Below are 24784 nucleotides of genomic sequence, written 5' to 3'. Positions count from 1 at the left end.
GAAAAGGCGCTCCCGGGCGCCTTTTTTGTATCCGCTCAGACGGGTGCCGGCGATTCGCCGTAGTACGCCGTGAGCAACTGCGCGACAGTCGGTGCGGCTCGCTGCAGTACGCCAGGCTGCGACCAGTGCAGTTCGCTCACCACGGCAAAGTACTCGTCGGCCGCCTCGGCACCGTAGGGGTCGATCAGCGTGTCGCGTCCGCGCGCGACATCGTCGGAGTGGTGATCGAATGCACGCTGGAAAGCCAGGATCCATTCGCGTCGCTCGATGTGTGCTGGCAACAACGGAACGCCATCGGGTGCGCCGTCGAGCATGTCGAACTTGTGAGCCATCTCGTGGACGACCACATTGAAACCGTCCCACGGTTGTTCCAGGTCCAGTTGCACGTCTGCCAGGGACAGCACCAGCGGACCGCGTTCCCAGGCTTCGCCGATGAGGATGTCATCGGTTTCGCTGACGACACCGCTGAGTTCGTCGTGGTGGCTGCGACGGGCTTTGAACTCGCCAGGATAAATCAGGATTTCACGCCAGCCGCGCAGCGCGTCGATGCCCTGGTGAAGCGCGGGCAGACAGGCTTGCATGGCGATCAGGACGCGCGTGCGTTCGTCCAGCGTGGCACCGGCCAGGGCATGGAAGCGCTTGCGCGAGAGGAAAGTGGCGCTGAGTCCGGCGAGGGCCGTCAGGCGTGGTTCGTCAAGTCGGCGCGCAAGCGGACATTGCGCCAGTGCGCGGCGCCAGAGCGTGTCAGGAATGGGGGGCGGGTCGAAGCGCGACAATAGCTGTCGCCACCAGGCTCCTGCCACGGAACGACTTACTGGATCGAGCCCGGCAGCAACGACTGCCAGCCAATATTCACGCGGCGGCTGTGCTGCGCGTCGGACGAGCCATCGGTCGGGCAGTTTTCGTTATTGCTGCCGTTGGTCGGGCTGGCCTGGGAGGGCGTGCTGCTGCTGTGGGTCACGCCCAGCGCATCACCGCCGTTGCCGCTGACGTCACGCGTGCCCGAGGCATCGACCGAGGAGCGCTGCAGGGCGTTGATATCACGCGCATCAGCGTCTGCTGCCGCTGCAACCTGGAGGCTGCCGACAGAGATGATGCCGATGAATAGATATGTCCGGATGCCCATGGCGGCTCAACCCCTTGATCCGCTAGCGAAGGTCCGGATCGTCTCAGAATCGGGAGGCGGATGCCAGTGCCCACGATAGGAAACGACTGAGTCAACAGTCCCAAAGGTCATGACCCGGAGGAAATGTCGCGTCCGTGCATCGACGATGGCGTCCTCAAACACTGGGAAATGCCTGATTTGTTGGGCGATCATGCGTCGCAATCACGCTGAGCCATGACTTTCGGCGACCATGCTCCACAGCGCGGAACGGAGGCTCTAAGATGCCCCGGTTTACGGCGTACTCCATGTATCCCGGCGGCCCTCGGGTCAGCGTTCCGGGTCCTTTGAATGGCGATGATTCTTTGATGCAGGCGCAACCATTGCTGACCAAGCTGGCCGGGGGCGAAGCCATGTCCGGCGAAGCACTGGCCGAGCATTTCGGCGTGACGCGTGCTGCCGTCTGGAAACAGATCGAAGCCTTGCGGTCGCGCGGAGTTCCCATCGAAGCGCGTGGCTCGGCGGGTTACCGCCTGCCGTGGCCCATCCAGATGCTCGATGCCAAGGCCATTCGCGCTGGCGTGCCAACCCCATGGCGCAAGCGCCTGGGTGCGCTCGACGTGGTCTGGGAAATCGATTCGACGTCCAGCGAACTGCAGCGACGCGGTGCCGCCGCGCCGGACCTGAGCGTCGTGATCGCCGAGACGCAGAGCGCCGGGCGCGGTCGCCGGGGCCGCACCTGGTTGTCGCCGCCGGGACTCAATCTGTATCTCTCGTGCCTGAAGCGCTTCGATGGCGGTTTCGCCTCCTTGACCGGCCTTTCGCTCGCCGTGGGCGTCATCGTGATGCGCGCGCTGGGTGCCCTGGGTCTGTGCGATGCCGGGCTCAAATGGCCGAACGACGTGCTGACGCCGGACGGCAAGCTCGCGGGCATCCTGGTCGAACTCAGTGGTGAGTATCAGGGACCGTGCGCGGCGGTCATCGGCATCGGTCTCAATCTGCGGCTCACCGATGCCCTGCGCCAGCAGGCGGGCCAGCCGATCAGTGATCTGGCTACCCTGGCAGGTGGTGAGGCGCCGGATCGAAATCGCGTCGCCGCCGCCCTGATCACGGCGTTGTGCGAGGGCCTGGATCAATTCGACCGCCAGGGCTTTGCCGGTTTCGTCGATGACTACGCAAGCCACGACCTGCTGCGCGGCGCACCGTTGCGCGTGCAAGGTCCGCAGGCGCAATGGGACGGCGTGGGCGCGGGCGTGGATGCGCGCGGCGCCCTTTGCGTGCGTACCGAGGAAGGCTTGCAGAGCTTCGACAGCGCCGACGTATCGGTGCGACGCGCATGAGGCTTCTGCTCGATCTCGGCAACACGCGCCTGAAATGGTGGCTGCCCGGCGCGGTAGATGCCATGAATCGCGATGCCATCAGCTGGGACGACGATATCGCCACCGGCCTCCGCGCCGCCTGGGCGCCGCACGATGCGCCCACCGAAGTGTGGGCTGCGTCCGTGGTTGATGCGGCGCGAGAGCGCGTGGTGGAAGAGGTGCTGGCCGCACGTTGGGGTATCGCGCCGAACTGGGTACGCACGCCAGCCGACGGCTGCGGTGTGCGCAATGCCTATGCCGAGCCGCACCGGCTGGGCATCGATCGTTTCCTGGCGATGGTCGCCGCGCATGCCGACGGCGTTGGCGCCTGCGTCCTGGTCGGCGTCGGCACCGCGCTGACGCTCGATGCCCTGACGGACGACGGTCATCATCTGGGCGGTCTGATCGCACCCGGCCCGCAGCTCATGCAGCAATCGCTGCTGGGTGCCACCGCGCGCGTTCGTCCCGAACGCCCGGGCCGCGTCGTCGATGCCGCCGACAATACCGCCGACGCCGTCGCGTCCGGATGCTGGCAGGCCGCAGCTGCGCTGGTGGAACGCTTTGTGGCCCACATGTCGCCCGCGCTGGGTGCGAACGCCGTGGTTCGCATCGGCGGCGGTGACGGGGAAAGTCTGAAATCGTTGCTGGCGCTGCCGGTCGAACTCGTCGCCGACGGTGTGCTGCATGGACTGGACGTGTGGGCGAATGCGCAGTCCGGCGTGGGTAGGGCTTCCTAGAATGTCGTTTCCGATTCGTTGCGCGGTGTCCTGATGCTGGTTCGTCTGTTCTTCGTCCTCCTGATCGCCCTGAATATCGCCGTCGGCGCATGGCTGTGGCTGGGGCAGGACGATGCGCGCAATCGCAGCGCGGCCGATTCGGGCGTGCCCCAGCTGCGCCTGTTGTCCGAGCGACCGGTCGCACCCGAGCCCGTGCCCGTCACGCCGGCAACCAGCGGCGCCACCGCGCAGGCCAGCAGCGTATCCGGCCCCACGACGGCGGCCGCCTCGACGGTGGCACCGGCTGCGGAACTGCCCCGTCCGGCGCCAAAGCCGAACAGCTTCACCTGCATCTCGATCGGCCCGTTCCCGACGCCACAGGACATGCGCACGGCGCGCGCCGCCCTGACCGCGCAGGCGGCGCGCATGCGCTCGCGCCAGGAGCAGACGACCCAGTCCCGCGGCTGGTGGGTCTACCTGCCGGCCAGCGCCAGCCGCGAACAGGCGCTGGAACAGGCGCGTCGTCTCAGTGCCGCGCATATCGACGACTACTTCGTGGTGGGTTCGGGCGGCCAGCCCAACACCATCTCGCTGGGCCTGTTCAAGGACCCGGCCAATGCCCGCAAACGCCGCGACGAAGTGGTCGCGGCGGGTTTCTCCGCGCTGATGACCGAGCGTACGGAGACCGTGCCCGAATACTGGCTGGACCTGGCCGTGGCCGACGGCAGTCGTTTCGACTGGCGCAGCAAAGTCCGTGGCCCCGGCGTCGGTTCGCACAGCACCGGTTGTTTTTGAGTGCGCTGCGGTCGTCCTGCTAGACTGCAGGGCTTCGCCGGCATAGCTCAGTTGGTAGAGCAACCGCCTTGTAAGCGGTAGGTCGTCCGTTCGAGTCGGACTGTCGGCACCATTTCGAGGATCCCGCATGCGCCTTGCCGCCCTGGTCATCCTTCTGGTCCTGGCCGGTGCGGCGGGAGCCGCCGATGCGCCGCTTGCGCGCACCGAGCTGATCCAGCGCCAGCAAGCCGGGCAGGCTCCGTTCCTGCTCGATGTCCGTCGCGCCGACGAGTTCCGCGACGGCCACATCGAAGGCGCCCTCAATGTCCCCGTAGAGCAACTATCCGGGCGCTACACTGCGCTTGGCGTGCCGCGCGACCGGGAAATCGTCGTCTACTGCGTTTCCGGCCGTCGCGCCGCCAAGGCCCAGGAAATCCTGGAGGCACGGGGCTACACCCACGTGCGCCTCCTTGATGGCAGCATGAACGCCTGGCGCGAGGAAAAACTCCCGCTGGTGCGCGAAGCGGGTGCGCAACCTTAGAACCACAGCGTCGTAGTCGAGGAAACATGGGCAAGCAGGCTGTATCCCTGATCGGTGTACCCACCGACATCGGCGCCGGACACCGCGGTGCCTCGATGGGGCCCGAGGCCCTGCGCGTCGCCAACCTGATGGATCGGCTCGTGCGCCGTGGCATCGAGGTGGTCGATCGCGGCAACCTGCAAGGGCCGATCAATCCCTGGCTGCCGCCGGAGGAGGGCTATCGCCATCTGCCGGCCGTGGTGGCCTGGAACCGCGCGGTCTACACGGCCATCTACACCGAACTATCGGCCGGGCGCCTTCCGGTGATGCTTGGTGGCGACCATTGCCTGGCGATCGGTTCGATCACCGCCGTGGCGCGCCATTGCCGCGAGCAGGGCAAGAAGCTTCGCGTCCTGTGGCTCGACGCGCACGCCGACTTCAACACGGCCGAGATCACGCCGTCGGGCAACGTGCACGGCATGCCCGTCGCGTGCCTGTGTGGCATGGGTCCGGAAGAACTGACCACGCTGGGCGGCAGCAAGCCGGCCACGTCACCGGAGGTCTTCCGCCAGATCGGCATTCGTTCGGTCGACGAAGGCGAAAAACGCCTTGTGCGGGAAGCGAAGGTCGCCATTCACGACATGCGCCATATCGACGAAGTCGGCATGAAGCGCGTGATGGAAGAGGCGCTTGAAGGCGTGGACGAAAACACGCACCTGCACGTCAGCTTCGATGTCGACTTCCTCGATCCGAGCATCGCGCCGGGTGTCGGTACCACGGTGCGCGGTGGCCCGAATTACCGTGAAGCACAGTTGTGCATGGAGATGATCGCCGACTCCGGCCGACTCGCCTCGCTCGACATCGTCGAACTCAATCCCGCGTTCGACAAACGCAACCAGACGGCCAAACTCGCCGTCGACCTGGTGGAATCGTTGTTTGGCAAGTCCACGCTGATCCGCTGACATAACTCCTACAAAGCAAATACTCATGCAGACCCGTGTACTGACTGGCATCACCACCACCGGCACGCCGCACCTGGGCAACTACGTCGGCGCCATTCGGCCCGCCGTGACGGCCAGCCTTCGCGCGGACGTCGATGCGTTTTACTTCATGGCCGACTACCACGCGCTCATCAAGAGCGATGACCCGGCCCGCATCGAGCGCTCGCGCCTGGAAATCGCCGCGACGTGGCTGGCCGCCGGCCTCGACCCGCAGCGCGTCACGTTCTATCGCCAGTCGGACATCCCTGAAATTCCCGAACTGATGTGGTTCCTTACCTGCGTCACTGCGAAGGGCCTGCTCAATCGTGCGCATGCCTACAAGGCCTCGGTCGACAAGAACGTCGAGACGGGCGAAGACGCCGACGCAGGTGTCACGGCGGGCCTCTACATGTACCCGGTGCTGATGGCCGCCGACATCCTGGCGTTCAACGCGCAGCAGGTGCCGGTGGGTCGCGACCAGATCCAGCACATCGAAATGGCACGCGACATCGCGCAGCGTTTCAACCACATCTACGGTCGCGAATTCTTCGCGCTGCCCGAAGCGCACATCGAAGAGCAGGTGGCTACGTTGCCCGGCCTCGACGGTCGCAAGATGTCCAAAAGCTATGACAACACCATTCCGCTCTTCGCCGGTGGCCAGAAGCACCTGCGTGACTCGATCATGCGCATCGTCACCGACTCGCGCCTGCCGGGTGAATCGAAGGATCCGGACAGCTCGTCGCTCTTCACCATTTTCCGCGCCTTCGCCAGCGAGTCCGAGTCGACCGCATTCCGCCAGGCACTGGTGGACGGCATCGGTTGGGGAGAGGCCAAGCAGGTGCTGTTCGAGCGCATCGAGACCGACATTGCCCCGATGCGCGAAAGCTACGATGCGCTGATCGCGCGTCCGCAGGTGATCGAGGAGATCCTGCAGGAAGGCGCCCGCAAGGCTCGCGCCATCGCCGCGCCGAAGATCGCCGAGCTGCGTGATGCGATTGGCCTGCGCTCCGGCATTTCGGTAGGCATCGCCCCGGCAGCGGCGGCCGACAAGCCCGCCGGCAGGACGGGCAAATTGCCGCGCTTCGCCAGTTTCCGCGATGGCGATGGTAGCTTCCGTTTCCGTCTGTTCTCCGCCGAGGGCGAAGAATTGCTGCTGTCGCGTTCGTTCGCCGATCCGAAGGCGGCCGGTGTCTTTCAGAAGCACCTGAAGGGTCCCACGGCCACATCGGCAGTGATCGAAGTGGAGCCGACCTCGCTGCGTCTGGAAATGGACGGCGAGCTCATCGGCACTACGCCCGACTACGGCAATGAACAGGCACGTGACGACGCCCTCGCACGCCTGCGCGAGGCACTGGACCAGCTCGCCGCGATCGAATAATCGCGCGGCGGGCACCGAACCAACTGGGGCTCGAACTGATGCGTTATCTCGCCATCCTGCTGCTGGCACCGTGGCTGCTCATCCTGGGCTGGGCCTACTGGGCCTATCCCAAGAGCCTGCCGCGCACCGGTGCGCGCCGTGCCTTCGACTGGGCGGCCTTGCTCATATCGGCAGTGGCTGCCGTACAGTGCGCCGTGCTCGGCTTCGACGCGGCCACCGTGCCGGATGTCGGCGAGTTCGGGCCTTCCAGTGGCGCCATCTGGCAGCAGGTGCTGCCGGCGTTGTATGGCTATGGCGCCTGCGTGCTGGTGCTGGTGATCGCCATGCTCGTGCGCCAGGCGATCTGGCGCACGAAGTAACCCGTCAGCTAGTTTCCGCGGCGCGCTGGCCCGTGCCGCCGCGCAGGAAAGCCGGCAGCAGGCGCGACGGGTCCACGCCCTCGAACGGTCCGTATTCGGCAAGATAGGCCGCCAGCGCGGCCTGTCGCGACGGGAAGAACAGCACGCCGGTGTCTTCCGGATCCATGCCGATGGCGCGCAGGCGATTGAGTACCTGCACGGTGCGGCCGGCAATCACCAGTTGCACTTTGCGTGCGGCCAGTCCCTGCCGCAATTCTTCCAGCGCATGGAATCCCGTGATGTCGTTCTTGGTCATCGAGATGGCATCGATAACCACCCATCGCGGGTTGTTGGCCTTGACCAGGCTGGTCACGCGACGGCGGAAATAATCCGCGTTGAAGAACGTCAGCGGCGATTCGAAACGATAGATCAGCAGACCCGGCACCGCACGCGCCTCCGGGTAATGCGCCAGTTCGTAGAAGCCGTCGTAACCGGGGATGCGCCCGAAGAGCTGTTCGGCCGGACGCGTCACCTGCGTCAGGAAGCGAAGCAGGGCGATGGCCACGGCCACCACGATGCCGGACATCACGCCAAAGAGAATCACGCCTGCCATCGTCGCCAGCGCCAGCAGGTGCTCGGCGCGGCTGAAGCGCCGCAGCTCGCGCAAGCCGCCGAAGTCGATCAGGCCGACCGCCGAAACCACCAGGATCGAGCCCAGTGCGGCCAGCGGCATGGCCGCCAGCACGTCGGTGAGGAAGAACAGCACCAGCAATACGGTAAGCGCGGCGACAATCGATACCATGCGGCTCTTGCCGCCGGCCTGATCATTCACCAGCGTGCGCGAGCTGGAACCACCGACCGCGAAGCCCTGGCTCAGTGCAGCCGCCAGATGCGTCGTGCCGAGCGCGACCAGGTCCTGGTTGCCGTCGACGTGGTAACCATTACGGCTGGCGAAACTGCGGCTCGTCAGCATCGTGCTGCTGAAGCTGACAAGCAGGATCGCCAGCGAGGCAGGCACCAGTGCGCCCAGCGCTTCGTGCGGAAACGACGGCCATACGAAGTCGGGAAATCCGGACGGAATGTCGCCGATGATCGCCACACCGCGCTCTGGCAGCTTGAGCAAGAACGAGGCGAGCAGGGCGCTCACCACGGCCAGCAAGGCCGCGGGCCCGCGTGGCCAGAACACCTTGATGCTGACGAACACGCCGCAGGTGCCGGCCGATAACAGCACAGTGGGCCAATGCAGATGGCGCCACTGCGTGAACAGCGACATCGCCTGCCCGATGGTGTCCCGCCCCTGGAGCGAGAGGCCGAGCACCTTGCCGGACTGACTGACCAGGATGGTGACGGCGACGCCATTGAGCAGGCCGATCAGGATGGGACGCGAAAGAAAATCGCCCAGGAATCCCAGCCGGAAGCGCCCCGCCACGATGCAGAACAGGCCCGAGAGGATGGTGATCGATACGGCCAGTGCGAGGTACTCATCGCTGCCCGGTACCGCCAGTGGTGCCAGCGTGGCGAAGAACACCGCGCAGGTCGCCGCATCGGGGCCCATGATCATCTGCCGCGATGAGCCGAAGAACGCATAGGCGATCATCGGCAGTACCGTGCTGTAGAGACCCGTGATCGGACTGAACCCACCCAGCTGCGCATAGGCGATGCTGACCGGCAACGACACGGCGGCCACCGACAGGCCGGCCTGGAGGTCGGGGCGCCACCATTCGCGCTTGTAATGCAGCAGCTCGCGCAGGCCGGGCATCAGGCGTAACAGGAAGCGGGGCATGACTCTCGCACGCTGGGGCGGGTGTCCATTGTGGCTCCAATGCGCGTCTACGTGTTGTTGGCGCGCATTGCGTGGCATGCTGGCGCCGGGGATTCCAGCAGGGGAGTGTGGCCATGGGGCTTTCCGCACAGGAGAGAGCGTTTCGACGTCGCGTGGACGAAGTACTGCACTACCTGTGGGACCCCCTTCGCGTCGCTGGCGTACCGCAGGCGCGCGACGAGTACGAAAGCTACGTGCCGGAAGTCGTCAAGTTGTTGCGACAGGATAACGACAGCTCGGGCGATGCACTGGCGGCCTATCTGCGAACGCTGAGCACCGAGCACATGGGCGTGGGGCACAACCCCGAGCATGATCGCGAAGTGATCGACGTGTTGCAGGAGTGGAAGGCGTGGTGGGTGGCGCGCGAGATCGCCTTTGCCAATGGACATCCAGACGAAAGCGATGGCGCGTAGCAGGTCATCGCGCGTTGCTCGTTGGCGTGTTCAGTCGTCCGTGTTCTGATCAGGCTTTCGCACGCGAAAGGCCAGGCTGATGCGCGAACCCGTGCGGTGTTTCAGTTTGGGAATGCCGTGGTCGTAATGAAGCTGTGTCGACCATCCCATCACCAGCAGGCTGCCCGGTTCCATGTCGATGGTGAGCTTGCGATGGGGAGGCTCCTTGCGCCGGACCACCAGTTGCCGGACGGCACCCAGTGACAGCAGGACGATCGGTTCACCTTCGACCAGTCCGTCGAGTCGGTCGTTGTGTGGAGCGACGCTGTCGTTCTCATCACGATAGAGGTTGAGGCCAACACTGTTGAACGGCGCATCGACATAGCTGCGGACCACTGCCAGAGCTTCGGTCACGACTTCCGGCAGCGAAGCATCGTCCAGGCGATAGTGCGTGTGCAGGCGCGGCACCTCGACGACGCGCTCGTACATCATGCGCGAACTAAAGCGCCAGTCGATCTGGCGAAACAGCTGAGCGTGCCACGCATCGGCGATGTCGCCTCCGACCACGTCGGGGTAATACACCAGCGGACCGGTGGCGTCGTCGATGAAGCTGCGGGGGCCGTTGTCGAAGAAGGAGGCTTGCATGGTGGCAGGCTACGTTCCGTCAGTCCCAGCGATTGAGATGGGGGCCGAAGGATTCGCGCTGTCGTTGCACGACGCAGAATCGATGCCCGCTCGGTGCCTGCATCACCCACCAGCGGCCGTGCAGGAAATCCAGGCGTTTCGCACCGAGTTTTTCCAGTCGACCGACTTCTGCATCGAGGTCGTCGGTTTCGATGTCCAGGTGCACGCGGCTTTCGTGGTCCACGCGTTGGAGCAACACCGCCATCTCGTCGTCCATCGTGGCCAGTTCCGCATACTTGCCGTCGCCATCCTGATCGAAGGAGACGACCGGTTTTCCGAGCGCCTTGCTCCAGAACTCCGTGGCTTCCTTCAGATCATCCGTGCGGCAGTCAATGACCAGGTTGGACAAGCGGCTGTGATGCATGGACGCGTGCTCCGCGACGGGGAAGCGCAAGCCTAGTCGAGCGCTTGTTACGCGAAAGTATCGTCGGGGTGCTTTCCCGGAGCTGTCGCTTGGGGTTGCTCGGACTTTGTTCACGAGCGTCTTGCGCGGCCGTGCGAATGGCGAAAAAAAAGGGCGCCACCAGGGCGCCCTTTCGTCGATCGTCTTGCGGCGATCAGTTCGGTGCAGCGAGATCGTCGAGCAGTGCCTTCAGGAAGCGTGCCGCTTCACCACCGGTGGCGGCGCGGTGATCGAAGGTGAGGCTGATCGGCATGCGGCGATGCACTTCGATGCCACCCATCACGGCGACGACGTCGTGGCACAGCTTGCCGGCGCCGATGATGGCGACGGTCGGCGGCACCACCACCGGCGTCGCGTAGCGACCGGCGAACATGCCGAAGTTCGACAGGCTGATGGTGTAGCCCGACAGTTCCGATGCCGGAATCGAGCGATCTTCCACCTGCGAACGCAGACGCTTGATCGCCGCACGCACGCCAGCGCCGTCGAGCACGTCGGCGTTGCGCAGGGCCGGCACGAACAGGCCGTCGTCGGTGTCCACGGCGATGCCGATGTCCACGTGCGGATGCAGCGTGCGGGTGAGGTTCTTGCCGTCGAACCAGGCATTGAGGGCCGGCACGGCCTTGCACGCGGCAACGATGGCGCGGATCAGGCGGGCGGTGATGTCCTGCTTGCCGATCCAGGCGTGCAGGTCGGCGTCATCGACCAGCGTGGTGGGCACCACGTTGGCGTGGGCTTCGGCCATCACGCGGGCCATGTTGCGACGCACGCCCTTGAGCTGTTCCGGCTGGCCGCTGGCCTGCTGGCTCGGCGGGGCGGTGCGCACCGGCTTGCCGGCGAGCGACACGGGGGTGCGGCTCGGGGCAGGGCCCGGCTCCGGCAGTTCCGGCGCCAGGTGGCGACCGGCCGAGGCGGGCACGGCACGGGCCGGGGCGGCACCGAGCGCGGCGCTGCCATTGGCGGCGGCGTCCTTCACGTCCTTCATGGTGATCACGCCGTCGGCGCCGGTGGCGCGGACGCGGGCGAGGTCGACCTTGAGCTTCTTGGCGAGTGCGCGCACGGCCGGGACGGCCTTCACGCCACCGGCGCTGCTGACCTGTTCCACGTGCACGGCATTGCCGCTGATCATCGCGCCAACGACGGTGCCTTCGTCTTCACGATCGGCCTTGGTGGCGGTTTCCACTTCGCCGCCTTCATCGGACGCCACGACCTTGGCTGCGTCATCGGCGGCCGGGCTGCCCACGCTCTTCTTCGGGCCATGGTGATGGCCGGTCGACTCGGCTTCGGCGCGCTGCTTGGCGTTCGGATCGGGCTCGAAGTCGGCCAGGGCCGAACCGGTTTCGATGATGTCGCCCGGGGCGCCGTAGAGCTTCTTGACCGTGCCGGTGTACGGCGACGGCACGTCCACCACGGCCTTGGCCGTTTCCATCGAAGCCAGCGGGGCATCGAGCTTGATGTAGTCGCCTTCCTTCACATGCCATTCGACGATAGTGGCGTCGGGCAAGCCTTCGCCGAGGTCGGGCAGGTGGAATGTCTTGATGTCGGCCATGTTGTGGATTCCGGACTTTGAAGGGGTAAATAGTTAATGGTGAATGGTGAATGGGGAGAGCGGCGTGTTGCGGATTTTCCGCGCCGCGCTCTTCCCATTCACTATGTTCTATTCACCATTCACGCTCTCAGCTTGCAGCCAGGGTGCGCTTGGCGGCTTCGACGACGCGTTCGGTGCTCGGCAGGTACTTCATTTCCAGGCGGAACAGCGGGATGTGCGTGTCGTAGCCGGTGACGCGCTCGACTGGAGCCAGCAGGTCGTACATGCATTCCTCGGCCAGGCGCGCGGCGATTTCGGCACCGAAACCGGCGGTCTTCGGAGCTTCGTGCACGATCACGCAGCGGCCGGTCTTCTGTACCGACTCGGCGATGGTGTCGAAGTCGAGCGGGGTCAGCGTGGCCACGTCGATCACCTCGGCGCTGATGCCGTCGGCGGCGAGGGCGTCGGCGGCTTCCAGCGCTTCCTTCACCTGGGCGCCCCAGGTGACGATGGTGACGTCGGTGCCGTCGCGCAGCACGAAGCACACGTCCAGCGGCAGAGCCTCGCCGTCATCCGGCACTTCTTCCTTGTACTGGCGATAGATGCGCTTGGGCTCGAAGAACATCACCGGATCCGGATCGCGGATGGCGGCGAGCAGCAGGCCATAGGCGCGCGCCGGTGATGACGGCATCACCACGCGCAGGCCCGGGATGTTGGTGAACAGATGTTCGTTGGCTTCGGAGTGATGTTCCGGCGCACGAATGCCGCCGCCCCACGGTGCGCGCCACACGGCCGGCACGGTGATGCGACCGCGCGTGCGGTTGCGCAGGCGCGCGGCGTGGCACGCGATCTGCTCCATCATCGGGTAGATGAAGCCTTCGAACTGCGCTTCGGCGACCGGCTTCATGCCCTGGGCAGCCATGCCCACGGTGACGCCGGCGATGGTGGTTTCGTCCAGCGGCGTGTCGAGCACGCGCAGTTCGCCGAACTTTTCCTGCAGGCCCTGGGTGGCGCGGAACACGCCGCCGTTCACGCCGACGTCTTCGCCCAGCACCACGACGCTTTCGTCGTGTGCCATTTCATACGCAAGCGCCTGGGTGACGGCTTCGATGAGAGTGATTTGTGCCATGACTTAGTGAGCCTTCTTGTCGAGCGAAATGGCGAGGTCGCGCTGCTTGGCGAGATCCGCCGGCACTTCGGCAAAGGTGTAATCGAACATCGCGGTGACCGGCTGGGTCTTGGTCTCGAGGTAAGCATTCACCTCGTTATCCATCCACTCGTCGCACTCGGCCTTCCAGGCTTCTTCCTTGGCGTCGTCCCACACGCCCTTGGCGACCAGCCAGTTGCGCAGGCGCTTCATCGGCTCACGTGCCCAGGCGTCCTTCACTTCCTGCTCGCCGCGGTAACGACGGGCGTCGTCGGCGGTGGTGTGGTCGGCGAGGCGGTAGGTCACCGCTTCGATCACCGAGCCGCCTTCACCGTTGCGCGCGCGTTCGAGCGCGTCTTCCATGGCCTTGCGCACGGCGATGATGTCGTTGCCGTCGACCTGGATGGAGAACAGGCCGGCCGCGATGCCCTTCTGGGCAAGCGTCGGTGCGCCGGACTGGATCTTGCGCGGCACCGAGATGGCCCACTGGTTGTTGACGATCACCGCGACCATCGGCAGGTTCTGCGCGCCGACGATGTTGATGGCGCCGTAGAAGTCGCCCTTGGACGAGCCGCCGTCACCGATGGTGCACACGGCCACGCGCTTCTCGTTGCGGATCTTGAACGCCAGCGCGGAGCCGGCGGCGTGCAGGCACTGCGTGGCGATCGGCACCGACCACGCAAAGTCGTGGCGCGCCGGTTCCTTCTGGTAGTCGTTGCCGCGCTCGTCGCCGCCCCAGTACATGTAGACCTCGCGCGGCTGCACGCCGCGATACAGCTGGGCGCCGTATTCGCGGTAGCTCGGCGCGAGCACGTCTTCGGGCTTCATGGCGCTGCCGATGCCGACGTGGGCCGCTTCATGGCCCAGGCAGCTGGCGTAGGTGCCGAGCTTGCCGGTGCGCTGCAAGGCGACCGACTTGGCGTCGAACACGCGCGTGGACAACATCAGCTTGTACAGCTCGACCATGTGGTCGAGATCACTTGCGAATGCTGGCAGGTCGTCACGGACCTGGTTGCCTTCGGCATCGAGGTACTGCAGATATTCGATTTCAAACTTGGCGGCGATGGACACGACTCGCTCCCGGAGTGAGTAGGGGAATGGGTGTGAGGTGCGGGAACGGCGGCGACCCATCCAGTGAGGTCAAGCGCGCACAAAAGGCCCGGACAAGACCGCATTTGATATCAGGAGGGGATGTTGCGCCGCAAGGTACGCCGCAGCATTCGCGGCGGTACTGAGGAGGGGATTTGCCTTTAACCGCAGGACCTTGCGCAAGGGTTTCGAGCGGCGTGCCCAACCCGGTTACCATGCGACCTTTCCCGCCAGAACGAACCTCATGACGGACAATCGGCGTGACCTGGAGGCCGGCATCGAGCTGGACCTGAACGGACGGCTCACCTATGGCGGCTACCTGCGCCTGGACGTGCTCCTCAGTGCCCAGCAGCCCCAGAGCCAGCCCCCGCACCACGACGAGATGTTGTTCATCGTGCAGCACCAGGTGGCGGAGCTGTGGATGAAGCTGATCATCCACGAGCTGAAGTCCGCCATCGCGCACCTCAAGCGGGACGACCTGGACCCCTGCCTGAAGATCCTGGCACGGGTGAAGCAGGTGCAGCGGCAGCTGTTCGAGCAGTGGGGCGTCCTGGAGACGCTTACCCCCTCCGAGTATCTGGAATTCCGCGACATCCTGGGCCCGTCCTCGGGCTTCCAGTCGCTCCAGTACCGCCAGATCGAGTTCCTGCTGGGTAACAAGAACGCCCAGATGCTGGCGGTGTTTGCGCACGACCCGGCGGCGCAATCGGCCCTGCAGGCGGTGCTTGACGCCCCGGGTCTTTACGACGAATTCCTGGCCTACCTGGGCCGGCGCGGTCATGCCGTCCCGGCCGAACTGCTGGCGCGCGACTGGAGCCAGCCGCATACGCGCCACGAAGGCCTGTTGCCGGTGTTCAAGCGCATCTATGAGAACCGTGCGGAGTACTGGCCCGAATACCACATGTGCGAGCAGCTGGTGGATGTGGAGGGCAGTTTCCAGCTTTGGCGTTTCCGCCATATGAAAACGGTCGAACGCATCATCGGCCATCGCCGTGGCACCGGCGGTTCGTCGGGCGTGTCGTTCCTGAAGAAGGCGCTGGACCTGGAGTTCTTTCCCGAACTGCTGGATGTCCGCACTGTGCTCGGGACCTGAGCCCTAACTTCGTTCTAACGCCTTACACCCCCAAGGTCCCTAAGAACCATCCGATTCATGCTGCGCTGCAATTGACGTCAAAGGCCGCTGCCGGTTACTACTGCCCGGAGAATTCCATTTGATCCGCACGCGAGTGCCGATCTGACCTCCGTACGACCCAAGGGGCCAGCATGACCGACACCACCTCTACCGCCGCACCCGCGGTGCCGGCGTTTCCCGAACGCATGGGCCATCCACGACCGTTGTGGATGCTCTTCATGACCGAATTCTGGGAACGCTTTGCGTTCTACGGCATCCGCTGGGCGCTGACCCTGTACATCGTGGCCCAGTTCTATCAGGGCAGTGGAACCGGTGAGCAGCCGGCCAGCCAGCTCTATGGTGCGTACCTGGCGCTCGTGTATGCGGCAGCGATCTTCGGTGGCTACGTGGCTGATCGGGTCATCGGCTATCAGCGCTCGATCCTGCTGGGAGCCGCCATCATGGCGGCTGGCCTGTTCATGATCGCGATTCCGAACGAGGAAGTGTTCAAGCTGGGCCTGGCGACGGTGATCGCGGGCAATGGCCTGTTCAAGCCCAATATTTCGACCATGGTGGGCAGCCTGTATCGTCAGGGCGATGAACGCCGCGATTCGGGCTTCACCATTTTCTACATGGGTATCAACCTCGGCGCGATGATCTCGCCGATCCTTACTGGCTGGCTTTCGGACAAGGTGTTTGGGTCCGACGGCATGCCCGCCTACAAAATCGTGTTCATCGTGTCGGGCATCGGCATGCTGCTGAGCCTGGTGTGGTTCTGGTTCGGCCGTCGCGAGCTTCAGAGCATTGGTCGTCCGCCCGTGGGTGGCGAAGGTGCCGGTCGCGTGCTACTGACGTTCGTCGGCGCACTGGTGGCCATCCCGGCGGTTTACTTCCTGCTGACCATCGATGCCGCGATGCTTAACTGGTGGGTGCTGGCACCGATGTTCCTGGTGCTTTGTGGCCTGATCCTCGCTGAAGGTATTCGCGAGGGCAAAGTGGCGCGCGATCGTGCGATTGCGATGCTCCTGATCTTTGTGTTCAACGTGCTGTTCTGGATGTTCTTCGAGCAGGCCGGCAGCTCGTTCAACTTCCTTGCCGACAAGATTGTTGATCGCTCGTTTGGTGGCTGGATCTTCCCGGTGGGCTGGTTCCAGTCGGTCAACTCGCTGGCCATCATCACGATTGCTCCCATCCTGGCCTGGCTCTGGCTGAAGATGGGCCGGAACAATCCGTCGATCCCGCGTAAGTTCGGCCTGGGCCTGATCTTCAATGGCCTCGCCTTCCTGCTGCTGATGGTCGCTTTGTCCAGCATGGTCAACGACGCGGGCAAGATCCCCTTCTGGACGCTGTTCATGGTGTACGTGATCCAGTCGGTGGGTGAGCTGTGCCTGTCTCCGATCGGCCTGTCCATGGTGACCAAGCTGGCGCCGGTCCGCCTTGTCGGTTTCGGCATGGGTGGTTGGTTCCTCTCCACGGGTATCGGTAACAACCTGTCGGGCATCTTCGCCGGTCTGATCAGCGGCGAAGGCGGCATGACCGTGCATTCGGCGCTGTCCGGTTACACCTGGGGCTTCTGGCTGCTGGCGATCGCGGGCGCCCTGCTGTTCCTGATCGCGCCGCTTATTGCGCGACTGATGCATGGCGTGAAGTAAGGCGCCTCGCATTGGAAACAAAAAGAGCCCGCATCGCGGGCTCTTTTTTTTGTGCCGGCTTGGCGGAGGCTTTACGACCCGCCCACCGGCGACAGCTTGTCGAGAATCCGGTTGAGCCACTCGCGCTCCTGCTCGTCGAGCTTTTCCAGCAGTTCGCGCTCGTGCGCACGCGCCATGGGCGCCACCACGTCATGGACTTCCCAGCCGACGTCGCTGAGGGCCAGCACGGAGCGGCGCTTGTCGCCATCGTGCGTGCCGCGATGGACGCGACCGGCCTCGACCAGGCGGGCGAGGGCGCGACTGACGGCCACCTTGTCCATCGCCGTGCGCTCGGCCACCTCGCGGGCTGACAGGCCTTCGAAGCGCGCCAGCACGGCCATCACGCGCCATTCGGTCATGCTCAGGTCGTACCTTTTCTGGTAGTCGTCGGCGATCGACTGGCTCACCGTGTTGGAGAGGATCGATAGCCGGTAGGGCAGGAAGTGCTCCAGCTCCAGGGGCGCATGGTCGGGCGTGTGATCGGCAGGCACTGCTGCATCGCTCCTTGCAAATGGTTTCATATGTAACTATAACGCGAGTCTTATACCCGAGGTCGCACGCTACAGGGCGTGGCGGCCATCGGCCCAGGCCGCCGGCGCGCTTCCCTACCCACGGGCAGGGCGCCAACGAACCCGCTCAGGAGATCCCCATGAACGCGCAGCCCAATCTTGGCATGCAGGTCACCACTTTCGAGAACCCCATGGGGATCAACGGCTTCGAATTCGTGGAGTTCGCGGCACCGGCAGGCCGTGGCGGCGAGCTGCATGCACTGTTCAAGCACATGGGTTTCACCGCTGTGCTCAAGCATAAGACCCGCGACATCACCGTGTATCGCCAGGGTGACGTGAATCTGCTGGTCAATGAAGACCCGGACTCCTTCGCGGCCGATTTCGCCGCCAAGCATGGCCCCTGCGCCGCCGGTTTCGCCATCCGCTTCCAGAAGCCGTCGGCCGAGGTTCGCCTGACCGTGCTGGGCAATGGCGGCGAGCCGGTCGACCACAAGGAAGCCACCAAGGCGGTGAACGCCCCGGTGGTGAAGGGCATCGGCGACTGCATGCTGTACCTGGTCGACCAGTACGGCGACAAGGGCAGCATTTACGACGGCGACTACGCGCCGATCGCCGGCGTCGACCCGCACCCGAAGGGTTTTGGCCTGACCTTCATCGATCACCTGACGCACAACCTCTACTTCGGCAACATGCAGAAGTGGTCGGATTACTACGAGCGCCTGTTCAACTTCCGCGAGATCCGCTACTTCGACATCAAGGGCGCCAAGACGGGCCTGGTGTCCAAGGCCATGACCGCGCCGGACGGCATCGTGCGCATCCCGCTCAACGAGTCGAGCGATCCGAAGAGCCAGATCAACGAATACCTCGACGCGTACCACGGCGAAGGCATCCAGCACATCGCCTGCTTTACCGACAACATCTATGACACGGTGGAAGCGATGCGCGAGCAGGGCGTCGAGTTCCTCGATACGCCGGAAACCTATTTCGACGTGATCGACATGCGCATCCCCGATCACAACGAAGACGTGCCGCGCCTGAAGAAGAACAAGATCCTGATCGACGCCGATCCGGAGACCAAGCAGCGCAAGCTGCTGCAGATATTCACCCAGAACAACATCGGCCCGATCTTCTTCGAGATCATCCAGCGCAAGGGCAACGAGGGCTTCGGCGAAGGCAACTTCCAGGCGCTCTTCGAGTCGATCGAGCGTGACCAGATGAAGCGCGGCGTGCTGTAAGACGCCGCGTGGGCGTGGCCTTCGGGAAGAAGGCCACGCCGCGAGTCTCAGTGCGGGAAGCCGCCATTCTTGAGCACGGTCGCCATCATCGCGCCAAAGAAGATGATGTACAGCGCGAAGATGCCGAACATCACGAGCCACAGCACACCCTGGATCACGAAGTAGGTGCGAAGCTTGGACAGGCCCTCCTTGAGGGCGGCGGCATCCCCGGTCTGGCTGGCGCGCTCGACGGCACCGGCCGACTGCATGACCAGGACGCCGATCCAGATCGGCAGCCAGGCAAACAGGATGCCGACGATGGTCAAGGCGGTGAGGGCGCCCTGGATGATGGACATGATGCCCACGAACTTCATCCAGCCCGTGCCCGATGCCAGTGGCTGGCTCAGGTCGGTGATGGAATGGTTGTTGCGGGCCTCGCCCAGCGAAGCGTACTGGTCAGACATGTGGTCCCCCTTGTAGATGTAGTGCTGTCGTTACGTTGCAGTCGATCCAACCAACATGGCGTTTCGCAGCGGTCTTGGCCTCGATCCTTGAGTGAGGCCGTCCAAGCGTAGCGAAATGTCATTGCCGTAATCGAGACCTTTCCAGGAATTGACGATGTCCAACCAAGCGCGCGGTTACCAGTCGGGTTTTGGCAACGAGTTCGCCAGCGAAGCGATCGAGGGTGTCCTGCCGAAGGGGCAGAACTCCCCCCAGCAGGTGGCCCACGGCCTTTACGCTGAGCAGGTCTCCGGCACGGCCTTCACCGCGCCGCGCCACCTCAACCGTCGCAGCTGGCTCTACCGCATCCGTCCGGCCGCCATGCACGAGCCGTTCGAGCCGCTGGGCAAAGCGTCGTTCCACAATCGCTTCGAAGAAGCCCCCGCCACACCGAACCAACTGCGCTGGGATCCGTGGCCGATGCCCGCCGAGCCGACCGATTTCATCGATGGCATCGTCACGATCGCCGGCAACGGCGGACCGGCCGAGCAGGGCGGTTGTGGCATCCATGTCTATGCGGCGAATCGTTCGATGGAAGGCCGTTTCTTCTACGACGCCGATGGCGAGCTGCTGATCGTGCCGCAGGAAGGTCGACTCGTGCTGGCTACCGAGCTGGGCGTGCTCGAAGTGAAGCCGCTGGAGATCGCCGTGATTCCGCGCGGCATCCGTTTCCGCGTCGAGCTGCCCGATGGTCAGGCGCGCGGATACATCTGCGAGAACTTCGGCGCGCTCTTGCGCCTTCCCGACCTCGGCCCCATCGGCGCCAACTCCATGGCGCTGCCACGCGATTTCCTCACGCCGCACGCGGCCTACGAGGACGTGGAGGGTGCGTTCGAGCTGGTCGCCAAATTCCAGGGCAACCTGTGGTCGGCAAAGATCAACCACTCGCCGCTCGACGTGGTGGCATGGCACGGCAACTACGCCCCGTACAAATACGACCTGACGCTGTACAACACCGTCGGTTCGATCAGCGTCGATCATCCGGACCCTTCGATCTTCACCGTGCTGACCTCGGCCAGCGATACGCCCGGCACGGCCAACATCGATTTCGTGATCTTCCCGCCGCGGTGGCTGGTGGCCGAGCATACGTTCCGCCCGCCGTACTTCCATCGCAACGTGGCGAGCGAATTCATGGGCCTCATCCAGGGCGCGTATGACGCCAAGGCCGGCGGCTTCGTACCCGGCGGCGCCAGCCTGCACAACTGCATGAGCGGCCACGGCCCGGATGAGGCGAGTTTCGAAAAGGCGACGCAGGCTGATCTGAGCAAACCCGATCACCTGACCGGCACCATGGCTTTCATGTTCGAAACGCGCAAGGTGATCCGCCCCACGCTGCAGGCGCTGGGCGCGCCGCAGCTGCAGGGCGATTACTATCAGTGCTGGCAGGGGATACAGAAGCACTTCAAGGAGAGCTGATCCGCATGCAGATCTTGCGCACGGGCCTTATCGTCACGCTGGCTATGGCTGTCGCCGCTTGCAGCCACAGCGAGGCACCGGAAACCACATCGGTACCGACGGCCGCCGCCACGGCGACTCCCGTCGCGGCGGCCAGCGTCGAAGAAGCGCCGCGAGCGGGTGCGCTGGAAGCCGATGGCATGGAAGGCTATGGCAGCACGCGCTTCGGCATGGATGAGTCCCGGTTCGCGACGGCCTGGCTGGCGACGACACAGGGCCGCGGGATTCGCCAGACCGAGCCCGCGCCTGGCGCCACCTGCCACTACGCCTATCCGGCCGACGACAAGGACAAGCCCTCGCTGGGTTTCATGTTTGAAGACGGTCGCTTCGCGCGCTATGACGTGCGCACCGACAAGGAAAAGGCGCCCGGTGGCGGCCGTGTCGGCATGACCAAAGTGGAGTTGCTGGCGTTGTACGCCGGCAAGTTCGAAGAACAACCGGCCAAATACGAGGCCAGGGCCAGCACCATTCGCGTGGCGGGCGCACAGGGCACGTCCCTGGTGTTTGATGTCAGCGCCGATGGCGAGGTCACGCAATGGCGCGTGGGTGTTTCCCCGCAAATCGATTACGTTGAAGGCTGCGGCTAAGCCGCTGCATACGGAGCATACGCAATGAAACTGGGCAGTCTTAAGGAAGGCGGTCGCGACGGCACCCTGATCGTGGTCAGTCGTGATCTGACGCGCGCCGTGAAGGCCACCGGCATCGCCGTCACGCTGCAGGCGGCGCTGGACGATTGGTCGAATGTCGCGCCGCGCCTGAACGCCTTGTCGGAATCGCTCAACGCGGGTGAAGCCGAGGGCGTGTTCCCACTGGACGTCGCCGCCATGGCGGCGCCGTTGCCGCGCGCCTACGAGTTCGTCGACGGCAGCGCTTACTTGCCGCACGTCGAGCGCGTGCGTCGCGCGCGTGGCGCGGAAGTGCCGGAGTCGTTCTATGTCGATCCGCTGATGTACCAGGCGGTGAGCGCCGGCTTTCTTGGGCCGCGCGATCCCGTGATCGTGCCCAGCGAGGAATACGGCATCGATCTCGAAGCTGAAGTCGTCGTCATCACCGACGACGTCCCGATGGCTGTGTCGCCCGGCAAGGCCGCCGAACACATCCAGCTCGTCGGTCTCGTCAATGACGTGTCGCTGCGCGGTCTCATTCCGGGCGAACTGGCCAAGGGCTTCGGCTTCCTGCAGAGCAAGCCGCGCTCCGCGCTGTCGCCGGTGTTCGTCACGCCGGACGAGCTGGGCGATGTCTGGAAGGACGAAAAGCTGCACCTGCCGATGCGCACCTGGCTCAACGACCAGTGGTTCGGCGAGGCCGAATGCGGCGTCGACATGCAGTTCAACTTCGCGCAGCTGGTGGCCCACGCCGCCAAGACGCGTCCGCTGACGGCCGGCACCATCGTGGGCTCCGGCACCATCGCCAACGAAGACACCAGCAAGGGTGCCTCCTGCCTGGCCGAACAGCGCACCGTCGAAACGCTGCGTGACGGCAAGGCGACGACGCCGTTCCTGAAGTATGGCGACACGCTGAAGATCGACGTGACCGATGCGCAGGGCGCTTCGATCTTCGGTTCAATTGAGCAGGTGATCGCGCCGCAGAAGGCCTGATTCACCAGGCTGTCCCGATAAGCCGCCTGGCGTCACGCCCGGCGGCTTTTCTTTTGCCTCGGGACAGCCATGGCGCTATCGTCGCCGGACCACTTCCCCATCCATTGAGGCACGCTCATGTCGCAAGTCACCCTGAAGGGCAATCCGGTCCAGGTCGACGGCACGTTTCCCGCCGAAGGCAGCAAGGCTCCCGCATTCTCGCTGGTCGCCAAGGACCTCTCCGACGTCGCGCTGGGCACGTTTGCCGGCAAGCGCAAGATCCTCAACATCTTCCCCAGCATCGACACGCCGACCTGCGCGATGTCGGTTCGCCAGTTCAACCAGAAAGCATCGCAGCTGAACAACGCCGTCGTGCTCTGCATCTCCGCCGATCTGCCATTTGCGCAGGCGCGCTTCTGTGGTGCGGAAGGCCTCGACAACGTCGTGACGCTCTCGACGCTGCGTGGTCATGACTTCCTCAAGAACTACGGTGTCGCCCTTGCTTCGGGCCCGCTTGCCGGCCTGGCCGCACGTGCAGTCGTCGTGCTCGATGAGAGCGACAAGGTGCTGCACGCGGAAATGGTGGGCGAGATCGCCGACGAGCCGAACTACGACGCGGCGCTGGCTGTGCTGGCGTAAGCGCCATATCGGGTGGGGGCCGGTCGAGCCGGCCGGTTCCTCACTTGCCCACGGAAACGAGCGGAATCCCCAGCCCGCGTCCCTGCATCGGAATACCCAGCCCATAACGCAGGCTGCGGCCGATGCGTTCGGCGAAATCGATCATCTTCGCCGCACCGTCTTCATCGAGCACCTCGCGCGTCGTCTCCCGCCATAGCGCAAGCCAGTCATCGAAATGCGCCGCGCGAATCGTGTTGTGCTTCTGATGCGCCGACATCGGCGAGCCGTTATAGCCGCGTTCTCCCAACGCCACTTGCGACCAGAAGGCCACGAGCGTTTCCTTGTGCTCCGTCCAGTCGTGCACGGCCGGATTGAATACCGGGCCCAGGGTGGGGTGCTTCTGCACCTTGTCGTAGAAGCGATCCACGAGCAGGGCGATGGAAGCGGTATTCAGGGGGAGGACGGTCATGGTGTCACGATACGCCCGCGGCCGGCCTGCGGGCGAGGCTGCGCCGCTTTGTCGCGGTCTGATCGCCCGCATTGAGACAGCTTCAGCGGCGCGCCAGACATCCATGTGTACCCACGGGATTCGCCCTTCCGGCCTGCGCCGGAAGGGCGGCGGCAAGGAGTCGTCGCCTGCGTACCCAAAAAGAAGGCCCGCATGCCTGCCGGCACGCGAGCCTTCGTCACATCAGGTGGCAAAGGGCCGGCAAGCCAGCCCCTCGCACCACGTCTTACTTCGCAGCCATCAGCGCCACGGTCATGTCGAGCATGCGGTTCGAGAAACCCCACTCGTTGTCGTACCAGCTGAGCACCTTGACCAGCGTGCCTTCCATGACGCGGGTCTGGGTGGCGTCGTAGGTGGACGAAGCCGGGTTGTGGTTGAAGTCGACCGACACCAGCGGCTTGGTGTTCACCGCCAGGATGCCCTTGAGCTTGCCATTGGCCGCTTCGTTGATGGCGGCGTCGATTTCTTCCTTGGTGGTGGCGCGAGCGGCCACGAAGGAGAGGTCAACGACCGACACGTTGATTGTCGGCACGCGCATGGCAAAACCGTCCAGCTTGCCGTTGAGTTCCGGAAGCACCAGGCCCACCGCGGCGGCGGCGCCGGTCTTGGTCGGGATCTGGCTCATCGTGGCCGAACGGGCGCGACGCAGGTCCGAGTGATAGACGTCCGTCAGCACCTGGTCGTTGGTGTAGGCGTGGATGGTGGTCATCAGGCCGTGCACGATGCCGATCTTCTCGTGCAGGACCTTGGCCAGCGGCGCCAGGCAGTTGGTGGTGCACGAGGCGTTGGAGATCACCTGGTGCGCGGCGGTCAGCTGGTCATGGTTCACGCCGTAGACGAAGGTGCCGTCCACGTCGCTGCCGCCCGGGGCGGAGATGATGACCTTCTTGGCGCCCGCGGCGATGTGGGCCGAGGCCTTGGCCTTGGTGGTGAACAGGCCGGTGCATTCCAGCACCACGTCAACGCCCAGTTCGCCCCACGGCAGCTTCGACGGATCGCGCTCGGCGCAAACCTTGATGCGGTCGCCGTTGACGACCAGATCGCCACCTTCCACCGTCACGGTGCCCGGGAAACGGCCATGGGCGGTGTCGTACTGGGTCAGGTGCGCGTTGGTCTCGGCGTCGCCGAGGTCGTTGACCGCGACGATCTGGATCTCGTTCGTGCGACCGGATTCGTACAGTGCGCGAAGGGTATTGCGGCCGATGCGACCGTAACCATTGATGGCGACCTTGATGGCCATGGGACAGCTTCCTCCAGGGTGATGGCGGGGCAGCGGTGGCCGACGGCCACCAAAGCGCCCATTTTAGCCCGAATCGGACCGTTCCCGCCGCAGGTTGCGACAATGGCGAGTCAGCCAGGGTAGGGAATACCA

The 24784-nt window shown here is 64.7% G+C and carries 27 protein-coding genes and 1 tRNA gene; 16 read left to right on the top strand and 12 right to left on the bottom strand.

The genetic code is table 11. The annotated features are described in order from the left end of the window. Positions 1-35: 35 nt before the first annotated feature. Positions 36-776: a M90 family metallopeptidase gene (locus EYV96_RS10035; RefSeq protein ID WP_240732397.1), complete on the bottom strand. Its 741-nt coding sequence runs from the start codon at positions 774-776 to the stop codon at positions 36-38. Between the two features lie 35 nt (positions 777-811). Beyond that, on the bottom strand, positions 812-1126 hold the full coding sequence (locus EYV96_RS10030; protein WP_131151272.1) for a hypothetical protein: 315 nt from the start codon (positions 1124-1126) through the stop codon (positions 812-814). A gap of 344 nt (positions 1127-1470) precedes the next feature. Here EYV96_RS10030 and EYV96_RS10025 point away from each other — a divergent pair, with 344 nt between their 5' ends. From EYV96_RS10025 to EYV96_RS09990, 8 genes are all read left to right on the top strand, one after another. Continuing rightward, complete coding sequence (locus EYV96_RS10025) at positions 1471-2442, top strand: biotin--[acetyl-CoA-carboxylase] ligase (protein WP_131151271.1); 972 nt, start codon at positions 1471-1473, stop codon at positions 2440-2442. After that, entirely contained in the window at positions 2439-3197 is a 759-nt protein-coding gene (locus tag EYV96_RS10020; protein ID WP_131151270.1) for a type III pantothenate kinase, read from the top strand. Before EYV96_RS10025 ends, EYV96_RS10020 begins: the two co-directional genes overlap by 4 nt. A gap of 33 nt (positions 3198-3230) precedes the next feature. Beyond that, positions 3231-3971: an SPOR domain-containing protein gene (locus EYV96_RS10015; protein WP_131151269.1), complete on the top strand. Its 741-nt coding sequence runs from the start codon at positions 3231-3233 to the stop codon at positions 3969-3971. A 36-nt stretch (positions 3972-4007) separates the two neighbouring features. Continuing rightward, positions 4008-4083, top strand: a tRNA-Thr gene (locus tag EYV96_RS10010). A gap of 15 nt (positions 4084-4098) precedes the next feature. Continuing rightward, positions 4099-4491 (top strand): rhodanese-like domain-containing protein, encoded by a 393-nt coding sequence (locus EYV96_RS10005; protein WP_131151268.1) that lies wholly within the window; start codon positions 4099-4101, stop codon positions 4489-4491. 26 nt (positions 4492-4517) lie between these two features. Next, positions 4518-5432: an arginase gene (gene rocF, locus EYV96_RS10000; protein ID WP_131151267.1), complete on the top strand. Its 915-nt coding sequence runs from the start codon at positions 4518-4520 to the stop codon at positions 5430-5432. 25 nt (positions 5433-5457) lie between these two features. Beyond that, a complete protein-coding gene (locus tag EYV96_RS09995) occupies positions 5458-6828 on the top strand; it encodes a tryptophan--tRNA ligase (protein ID WP_131151266.1) in 1371 nt (456 codons plus the stop codon). Between the two features lie 38 nt (positions 6829-6866). Beyond that, positions 6867-7187: a hypothetical protein gene (locus EYV96_RS09990; protein ID WP_131151265.1), complete on the top strand. Its 321-nt coding sequence runs from the start codon at positions 6867-6869 to the stop codon at positions 7185-7187. 4 nt (positions 7188-7191) lie between these two features. Here the strand turns inward: EYV96_RS09990 and EYV96_RS09985 are convergent, their stop codons facing one another. Continuing rightward, a complete protein-coding gene (locus EYV96_RS09985; RefSeq protein WP_165488644.1) occupies positions 7192-8949 on the bottom strand; it encodes a SulP family inorganic anion transporter in 1758 nt (585 codons plus the stop codon). 113 nt (positions 8950-9062) lie between these two features. On the opposite strand from EYV96_RS09985, the gene EYV96_RS09980 reads away from it, so the two are divergent. Further along, positions 9063-9401, top strand: a complete 339-nt coding sequence (locus tag EYV96_RS09980; RefSeq protein WP_131151263.1) for a hypothetical protein — start codon at positions 9063-9065, stop codon at positions 9399-9401. A gap of 30 nt (positions 9402-9431) precedes the next feature. Here EYV96_RS09980 and EYV96_RS09975 read toward each other — a convergent pair whose 3' ends face one another. The 5 genes from EYV96_RS09975 to pdhA all read right to left on the bottom strand — a co-directional run bounded on the left by EYV96_RS09975 (position 9432) and on the right by pdhA (position 14210). Further along, a complete protein-coding gene (locus tag EYV96_RS09975) occupies positions 9432-10025 on the bottom strand; it encodes an alpha-ketoglutarate-dependent dioxygenase AlkB (protein ID WP_131151262.1) in 594 nt (197 codons plus the stop codon). 19 nt (positions 10026-10044) lie between these two features. Then, positions 10045-10428 carry a VOC family protein gene (locus tag EYV96_RS09970; RefSeq protein ID WP_131151261.1) on the bottom strand — a complete coding sequence of 128 codons (384 nt, stop codon included), beginning with the start codon at positions 10426-10428 and terminating at the stop codon, positions 10045-10047. Positions 10429-10621: 193 nt separating this feature from the next. Next, positions 10622-12013 (bottom strand): dihydrolipoamide acetyltransferase family protein, encoded by a 1392-nt coding sequence (locus EYV96_RS09965; protein WP_131151260.1) that lies wholly within the window; start codon positions 12011-12013, stop codon positions 10622-10624. 127 nt (positions 12014-12140) lie between these two features. After that, the gene (locus tag EYV96_RS09960) at positions 12141-13121 is read right to left on the bottom strand and encodes an alpha-ketoacid dehydrogenase subunit beta (protein WP_131151259.1); all 981 of its coding nucleotides are present in this window, start codon (positions 13119-13121) and stop codon (positions 12141-12143) included. A gap of 3 nt (positions 13122-13124) precedes the next feature. Beyond that, positions 13125-14210, bottom strand: a complete 1086-nt coding sequence (gene pdhA, locus EYV96_RS09955) for a pyruvate dehydrogenase (acetyl-transferring) E1 component subunit alpha (protein WP_131151258.1) — start codon at positions 14208-14210, stop codon at positions 13125-13127. A gap of 262 nt (positions 14211-14472) precedes the next feature. Between pdhA and EYV96_RS09950 the strand changes: the two genes are divergently transcribed. Next, a complete protein-coding gene (locus EYV96_RS09950; RefSeq protein ID WP_131151257.1) occupies positions 14473-15321 on the top strand; it encodes a tryptophan 2,3-dioxygenase in 849 nt (282 codons plus the stop codon). A gap of 170 nt (positions 15322-15491) precedes the next feature. After that, a complete protein-coding gene (locus tag EYV96_RS09945; RefSeq protein WP_131151256.1) occupies positions 15492-16991 on the top strand; it encodes a peptide MFS transporter in 1500 nt (499 codons plus the stop codon). A gap of 71 nt (positions 16992-17062) precedes the next feature. Here the strand turns inward: EYV96_RS09945 and EYV96_RS09940 are convergent, their stop codons facing one another. Beyond that, positions 17063-17551, bottom strand: coding sequence for a MarR family winged helix-turn-helix transcriptional regulator (locus tag EYV96_RS09940; protein ID WP_131151255.1), 489 nt, complete (start codon positions 17549-17551; stop codon positions 17063-17065). 128 nt (positions 17552-17679) lie between these two features. On the opposite strand from EYV96_RS09940, the gene hppD reads away from it, so the two are divergent. Then, positions 17680-18774, top strand: coding sequence for a 4-hydroxyphenylpyruvate dioxygenase (gene hppD / locus EYV96_RS09935; protein ID WP_131151254.1), 1095 nt, complete (start codon positions 17680-17682; stop codon positions 18772-18774). Between the two features lie 47 nt (positions 18775-18821). Here the strand turns inward: hppD and EYV96_RS09930 are convergent, their stop codons facing one another. Continuing rightward, positions 18822-19217, bottom strand: coding sequence for a DUF5362 domain-containing protein (locus EYV96_RS09930; RefSeq protein ID WP_131151253.1), 396 nt, complete (start codon positions 19215-19217; stop codon positions 18822-18824). 154 nt (positions 19218-19371) lie between these two features. On the opposite strand from EYV96_RS09930, the gene hmgA reads away from it, so the two are divergent. From hmgA to tpx, 4 genes are all read left to right on the top strand, one after another. Then, positions 19372-20670: a homogentisate 1,2-dioxygenase gene (gene hmgA, locus EYV96_RS09925; RefSeq protein WP_131151252.1), complete on the top strand. Its 1299-nt coding sequence runs from the start codon at positions 19372-19374 to the stop codon at positions 20668-20670. 5 nt (positions 20671-20675) lie between these two features. Further along, a complete protein-coding gene (locus tag EYV96_RS09920; RefSeq protein WP_240732395.1) occupies positions 20676-21296 on the top strand; it encodes a lectin in 621 nt (206 codons plus the stop codon). A gap of 24 nt (positions 21297-21320) precedes the next feature. Further along, positions 21321-22307, top strand: coding sequence for a fumarylacetoacetate hydrolase family protein (locus EYV96_RS09915; protein WP_131151251.1), 987 nt, complete (start codon positions 21321-21323; stop codon positions 22305-22307). Positions 22308-22424: 117 nt separating this feature from the next. After that, positions 22425-22925: a thiol peroxidase gene (gene tpx / locus EYV96_RS09910; protein ID WP_131151250.1), complete on the top strand. Its 501-nt coding sequence runs from the start codon at positions 22425-22427 to the stop codon at positions 22923-22925. A gap of 40 nt (positions 22926-22965) precedes the next feature. Here tpx and EYV96_RS09905 read toward each other — a convergent pair whose 3' ends face one another. Then, the gene (locus EYV96_RS09905; protein ID WP_131151249.1) at positions 22966-23373 is read right to left on the bottom strand and encodes a group III truncated hemoglobin; all 408 of its coding nucleotides are present in this window, start codon (positions 23371-23373) and stop codon (positions 22966-22968) included. 265 nt (positions 23374-23638) lie between these two features. After that, the gene (gene gap / locus EYV96_RS09900; protein ID WP_131151248.1) at positions 23639-24652 is read right to left on the bottom strand and encodes a type I glyceraldehyde-3-phosphate dehydrogenase; all 1014 of its coding nucleotides are present in this window, start codon (positions 24650-24652) and stop codon (positions 23639-23641) included. Positions 24653-24784: the final 132 nt, after the last annotated feature.

Source organism: Dyella terrae (assembly GCF_004322705.1).
Classification (GTDB): domain Bacteria; phylum Pseudomonadota; class Gammaproteobacteria; order Xanthomonadales; family Rhodanobacteraceae; genus Dyella_D; species Dyella_D terrae.
This window is presented reverse-complemented; position numbering and strand designations above follow the sequence as displayed.

What these genes read in the sequence shown, in the direction of transcription:
- EYV96_RS09965 (WP_131151260.1), bottom strand. Translation starts at nt 12,013, where the DNA reads ATGGCCGACATCAAGACATTCCACCTGCCCGACCTCGGCGAAGGCTTG.
- EYV96_RS09940 (WP_131151255.1), bottom strand. Translation starts at nt 17,551, where the DNA reads ATGAAACCATTTGCAAGGAGCGATGCAGCAGTGCCTGCCGATCACACG.
- EYV96_RS10025 (WP_131151271.1), top strand. Translation starts at nt 1,471, where the DNA reads ATGCAGGCGCAACCATTGCTGACCAAGCTGGCCGGGGGCGAAGCCATG.
- tpx (WP_131151250.1), top strand. Translation starts at nt 22,425, where the DNA reads ATGTCGCAAGTCACCCTGAAGGGCAATCCGGTCCAGGTCGACGGCACG.
- EYV96_RS09995 (WP_131151266.1), top strand. Translation starts at nt 5,458, where the DNA reads ATGCAGACCCGTGTACTGACTGGCATCACCACCACCGGCACGCCGCAC.
- EYV96_RS09975 (WP_131151262.1), bottom strand. Translation starts at nt 10,025, where the DNA reads ATGCAAGCCTCCTTCTTCGACAACGGCCCCCGCAGCTTCATCGACGAC.
- hmgA (WP_131151252.1), top strand. Translation starts at nt 19,372, where the DNA reads ATGTCCAACCAAGCGCGCGGTTACCAGTCGGGTTTTGGCAACGAGTTC.
- EYV96_RS10005 (WP_131151268.1), top strand. Translation starts at nt 4,099, where the DNA reads ATGCGCCTTGCCGCCCTGGTCATCCTTCTGGTCCTGGCCGGTGCGGCG.
- EYV96_RS09945 (WP_131151256.1), top strand. Translation starts at nt 15,492, where the DNA reads ATGACCGACACCACCTCTACCGCCGCACCCGCGGTGCCGGCGTTTCCC.
- EYV96_RS10020 (WP_131151270.1), top strand. Translation starts at nt 2,439, where the DNA reads ATGAGGCTTCTGCTCGATCTCGGCAACACGCGCCTGAAATGGTGGCTG.
- hppD (WP_131151254.1), top strand. Translation starts at nt 17,680, where the DNA reads ATGAACGCGCAGCCCAATCTTGGCATGCAGGTCACCACTTTCGAGAAC.
- EYV96_RS09985 (WP_165488644.1), bottom strand. Translation starts at nt 8,949, where the DNA reads ATGCCCCGCTTCCTGTTACGCCTGATGCCCGGCCTGCGCGAGCTGCTG.
- EYV96_RS09905 (WP_131151249.1), bottom strand. Translation starts at nt 23,373, where the DNA reads ATGACCGTCCTCCCCCTGAATACCGCTTCCATCGCCCTGCTCGTGGAT.
- EYV96_RS09990 (WP_131151265.1), top strand. Translation starts at nt 6,867, where the DNA reads ATGCGTTATCTCGCCATCCTGCTGCTGGCACCGTGGCTGCTCATCCTG.
- EYV96_RS09970 (WP_131151261.1), bottom strand. Translation starts at nt 10,428, where the DNA reads ATGCATCACAGCCGCTTGTCCAACCTGGTCATTGACTGCCGCACGGAT.
- EYV96_RS09915 (WP_131151251.1), top strand. Translation starts at nt 21,321, where the DNA reads ATGAAACTGGGCAGTCTTAAGGAAGGCGGTCGCGACGGCACCCTGATC.
- EYV96_RS10030 (WP_131151272.1), bottom strand. Translation starts at nt 1,126, where the DNA reads ATGGGCATCCGGACATATCTATTCATCGGCATCATCTCTGTCGGCAGC.
- EYV96_RS09930 (WP_131151253.1), bottom strand. Translation starts at nt 19,217, where the DNA reads ATGTCTGACCAGTACGCTTCGCTGGGCGAGGCCCGCAACAACCATTCC.
- EYV96_RS09950 (WP_131151257.1), top strand. Translation starts at nt 14,473, where the DNA reads ATGACGGACAATCGGCGTGACCTGGAGGCCGGCATCGAGCTGGACCTG.
- EYV96_RS09960 (WP_131151259.1), bottom strand. Translation starts at nt 13,121, where the DNA reads ATGGCACAAATCACTCTCATCGAAGCCGTCACCCAGGCGCTTGCGTAT.
- EYV96_RS09920 (WP_240732395.1), top strand. Translation starts at nt 20,676, where the DNA reads ATGCAGATCTTGCGCACGGGCCTTATCGTCACGCTGGCTATGGCTGTC.
- gap (WP_131151248.1), bottom strand. Translation starts at nt 24,652, where the DNA reads ATGGCCATCAAGGTCGCCATCAATGGTTACGGTCGCATCGGCCGCAAT.
- EYV96_RS10015 (WP_131151269.1), top strand. Translation starts at nt 3,231, where the DNA reads ATGCTGGTTCGTCTGTTCTTCGTCCTCCTGATCGCCCTGAATATCGCC.
- rocF (WP_131151267.1), top strand. Translation starts at nt 4,518, where the DNA reads ATGGGCAAGCAGGCTGTATCCCTGATCGGTGTACCCACCGACATCGGC.
- EYV96_RS09980 (WP_131151263.1), top strand. Translation starts at nt 9,063, where the DNA reads ATGGGGCTTTCCGCACAGGAGAGAGCGTTTCGACGTCGCGTGGACGAA.